Genomic DNA, 4,380 nt, shown 5'->3' on the forward strand with positions numbered 1-4,380 from the left:
CCAGGCTGGCGGGCTACACGGCCTCGCTGGCCGACGCCGGGATGCTGCTCGTGCCCGAGTTGGTGCGGAACGTGCCGGAGCCGAGCACCGAGCATGGCTACCTCGCGGCCAGCGAGCTGCTCGACCTGCCGGATCGGCCGACGGCGCTGGTGGCGTTCAACGACAAGATGGCCGTCGGGGCGCTGTGGGCGGCGGCGGAGCGCGGGCTGAGCGTTCCCGGCGACCTTTCGGTGGCGGGCTTCGACGACATCGACGTGAGCAGGGCCACCTCGCCCGCCCTCACCACCGTGCGCCAGCCCTTGCAGGAGATGGGCAGGATGGCGGTCACCTTGCTGATGCGGCTGCTCAGCCGCCACGCGGTGGAGGCGTTGCACGTCTCGCTCGAAACCGAGCTGATCGTCCGGGGCTCCACCGGGCCCGCCTGATTGTTTCATTTGTTTCATCCCCAAAGCAGGCCTTGACGCTGCGGCTTACCCATGTTGACGTAAGAGAAAGTTTCTTTCTTGTTTCATTTGTTACATGGGCGTCGCCCCCCGCCCGGAAGGGAAACCACGCCGTGTCCCGCATCCTCACCCTGGCCTGCGCGATCCTGTTAGCGCTGGCCGTGCCCGTACCGGCGCACGCCGCCAACGAGCCGGTGAACGTCTGGCTCACCACCACATCCGACTCCGGAGGCAGGGTCGTCACCCGCGGCCTGCAGCAGCAGACCCCGGTTGCCTTCGGCCCGGCGGGCGGCACCGCCAACCACACGATCACCGTCAACGAGGGCGCCACGTACCAGCAGTTCGAGGGCGGCGGCGCGTCGATCACCGACACGACCGCGTACCTGCTGCGCGGCGGCCCCGTCACCGCGGCCACGCGCGACGCGGTGATGCGCAAGCTGTTCTCGCCCACGGACGGGATCGGCCTGTCGTTCGTCCGCAACCCGATCGGAGCGTCCGACCTGTCGCGCCCCGGCATGGTCTCGCTCGACGACACCTGCTGCGACCTCAACGACTTCGGCGCCAACGGCTACGACGCCAACGTCCGCCTGCTGACCGTCCAGGCCAGGCAGCTCAACCCGGCGCTGCGGATCATGGCCGTGCCGTGGAGCGCCCCGGGCTGGATGAAGGACAACGGCCGGATGGACCAGATGGGTTGGCTGAAGTGGGAGTACTACAGCATGTACGCCCAGTACTTCGTCAAGTACATCCAGAGCTACCAGGCCGCCGGGGTCCCGGTTGATTACCTCTCGGTCCAGAACGAGCCCAACTGCTGCCAGGCGTCCAACCCGACCGCGATGAACTACCCCGGCATGAGCTGGAACGCCTCCGGCCTGATCGAGCTGACCAAGAACTTCGTCTACCCGGCCTTCCGCGCCGCCGGGATCAACACGAAGGTCCTCGTGCACGACTGGAACTACGGCGACTACGGTCAGATCGGCGGCCCCATCCTGGCCGACTCGGCGCTGCGCGGCGACCCGCTGTTCGGCGGCATCGCCTGGCACGGCTACTTCGGCGACCCGGCGGTCGGCACGCAGGTGCACGGCCAGTACCCGTCGGTGCCCCAGTTCAGCACCGAGCACTCCGGCGGCACCTGGATCACCAACCAGCACAACGAGGACATGGCCGACATCGTCAATTACACCCGCAACTGGAGCCGCAGCGTCGTCAAGTGGAGCCTTGGGGTCAACCAGGGCATGGGCCCGCACAACGGCGGCTGCGGCACCTGCACCGGCCTGATCACGGTCCAGGAGGGCGGCTCGCGCGCCGGTCAGGTGGATTACACGATCGAGTACTACACGACCGGCCACCTCACCAAGTTCGTCAAGCCCGGGGCGTACCGGATCGACTCGACCGCCAACGGCACCGTGCAGAACGTCGCCTGGCGCAACCCCGACGGCTCCAAGGCCCTGATCGCCCACAACGGTGGCACCTCGGCCCAGTCGGTCAGGGTCAACTGGGGCAACCAGTCGTTCGTGTACACGCTGCCCGCCCGTACCACCGCGACCTTCACCTGGTCGGGCACGCCGGGCAGCAGCCCCGGCGGCGCCATCACGGGCCTGGCGGGCAAGTGCGTGGACGTGGCCGGCGGCAGCGCCGCCGACGGCGCCCCCGTGCAGCTCTACACCTGCAACGGCAGCGCCGCCCAGCAGTGGACCCGCCCGGGCGACGGCACGCTGCGCGCGCTCGGCAAGTGCCTGGACGTGGTCGACCGCGGCACCGCCGACGGCAGCAAGCTCCAGCTCTGGAGCTGTACGGGCGGCGCCAACCAGCAGTGGACCTACACCTCGGGCAGGGACCTGGTGAACCCCGCCGCGAACAAGTGCCTCGACGTCACGGGCAACTCCAGCGCGGACGGCACCCGCCTGCAGATCTGGACCTGCACGGGCGCCGCCAACCAGAAGTGGACCCTGTAGGTGATCACATGCCGGCGGTGAGCCGGGCGACCACCCGCATCTTGTTCATCGCGTCCAGCGCGGCCACCTTGTACGACTCGGCCAGCGTCGGATAGTTGAACACGGCGTTGACCAGGTAGTCGACCGTCCCGCCGCACCCCATGACCGTCTGCCCGATGTGCACGAGCTCCGTCGCCCCAGTCCCGAACACGTGGACGCCCAGCAACCGCCGGTCCTCGGGGGAGACGAGCAGCTTGAGCATCCCGTAGGAGTCACCGATGATCTGGCCTCTGGCCAGCTCCCGGTACCGCGAGATGCCCACCTCGAACGGCACCTTGTCCCGGGTCAGCTCGTCCTCCGACTTCCCGACGAAGCTGATCTCGGGAATGGTGTAGATCCCGATGGGCGGCAGCTCGTGCATGTCGACGACCGGCTCCCCGCACGCGTGCTGCGCGGCCAGCCTGCCCTGCTCCATGGAGGTGGCCGCCAGCGCGGGGAAGCCGATCACGTCGCCCACGGCGTAGATGTGCGGCACCTCGGTGGCGTAGTTGGCGTCCACCGAGATCCGCCCGCGGTCGTCGGCGGCCAGGCCGGCGGCCTCCAGGCACAGCTCGGCGGTCTTGCCCTGCCGCCCGGCCGAGTACATGACGCAGTCGGCGGGGATCTTCTTGCCGCTCTCCAGCAGGGTCAGCGCCCCGCCCGGGCGGCGCTCGACCGCCGCCACGTTCTCCCCGAAGCGGAACGTCACCGCCAGGTCGCGCAGGTGGTACTTCAGCGCCTCAACGATCTCCAGGTCGCAGAACTCCAGCATGCGCTCGCGCCGCTCCACCACCGTCACCTTGGTGCCGAGCGCGGCGAACATGGAGGCGTACTCGATGCCGATGACCCCGGCCCCCACCACGACGAGCGTCTCGGGGATCCGGTCGAGATGCAGGATCGCGTCGGAGTCGATGATCGTCTTGTCGTCGAACTCGACGCTGCCGGGACGGGCGGGCGACGTGCCGGTGGCGATCACGATCTTCTCGGCGGAGATCTTCGTCTCCTCTGTCTTGCCTTCCTCATGGGTGATCCCGATCGTGTGCGGGTCCAGGAAGCGGCCGGTGCCCTGTAACACGGTCACGTGGTTGCGGGCGAGCTGGCTGCGGATCACCTGGATCTCCCGGCCGATCACGTGCTGCGTGCGCATCCCGAGGTCGGTGACCGTGATCTCGTCCTTGACGCGGTAGCTGGCGCCGTACAGCTCCCGCTGGTTGAGCCCTGTGAGGTAGAGGACGGCCTCGCGCAGGGTCTTCGACGGGATCGTCCCCGTGTTGATGCACACGCCGCCGAGCATGTGCCGTTTCTCGATCATCGCGACACGCTTGCCGAGCTTCGCCGCCGCGATCGCGGCCTTCTGCCCACCCGGCCCGGAACCCAGGACCACAACATCAAAGTCCGCCACACCGTCCAGTCTGGGGGCGCTGTGTCCACGGGGAAAGACCCTGTCTGCGAGACTCCAGATATGTTGCGCCCATTTACCGAGGTGGACGTCTTCACCGCCACCCCGTACCACGGAAACGCGCTCGCGGTCGTGCTCGACGGCGAGGGCCTGGCAACCGAGGAGATGCAGCGGTTCGCCGCGTGGACGAACCTGGCCGAGACCACCTTCCTCCTTCCCCCGAGCTCGCCCGAGGCCGACTACCGGGTGCGGATCTTCACCGCGAGCGAGGAGCTGCCGTTCGCGGGGCACCCGACCTTGGGCACCTGCCATGCCTGGCTGGAGGCCGGGGGAGTGCCGCGGCAGGAGGGCGAGATCGTCCAGGAGTGCGGGGCCGGGCTCGTCCGGGTGGGCAAGACCGGCGACGGGCTGGCGTTCCAGGCGCCGCCCCTGGTGAAGTCCGGGCCCGTGGAGGAGCCGCTCGTCGAGAAGATCGCCGAGTCCCTCGGCATCGAGCGCGCCGGCATCGTGGACGTGGAGTGGGCGGACAACGGCCCAGGCTGGGTGGCGGTCCTGCTGGCGGACG

4 protein-coding genes are annotated in these 4,380 nt (G+C 68.9%); 3 read left to right on the forward strand and 1 reads right to left on the reverse strand.

What is annotated here, in order from left to right; genetic code table 11:
* Window positions 1–425: substrate-binding domain-containing protein (locus AB0J09_RS57605; RefSeq protein WP_360711443.1), on the forward strand; the 425-nt coding region annotated here is incomplete at its 5' end.
* 131 nt (window positions 426–556) lie between these two features.
* Entirely contained in the window at window positions 557–2,398 is a 1,842-nt protein-coding gene (locus AB0J09_RS57610; RefSeq protein WP_360711446.1) for a ricin-type beta-trefoil lectin domain protein, read from the forward strand.
* 4 nt (window positions 2,399–2,402) lie between these two features.
* On the opposite strand, the gene sthA is transcribed toward AB0J09_RS57610, so the two are convergent.
* Window positions 2,403–3,818, reverse strand: a complete 1,416-nt coding sequence (sthA, locus tag AB0J09_RS57615; RefSeq protein ID WP_360711449.1) for a Si-specific NAD(P)(+) transhydrogenase — start codon at window positions 3,816–3,818, stop codon at window positions 2,403–2,405.
* A 60-nt stretch (window positions 3,819–3,878) separates the two neighbouring features.
* Here sthA and AB0J09_RS57620 point away from each other — a divergent pair.
* The coding region (locus AB0J09_RS57620) for a PhzF family phenazine biosynthesis protein (RefSeq protein ID WP_360711452.1) at window positions 3,879–4,380 on the forward strand (502 nt) is incomplete at its 3' end.

Origin of the sequence: Nonomuraea sp. NPDC049784 (assembly GCF_040659615.1) — a bacterium.
Taxonomy (GTDB): domain Bacteria; phylum Actinomycetota; class Actinomycetes; order Streptosporangiales; family Streptosporangiaceae; genus Nonomuraea.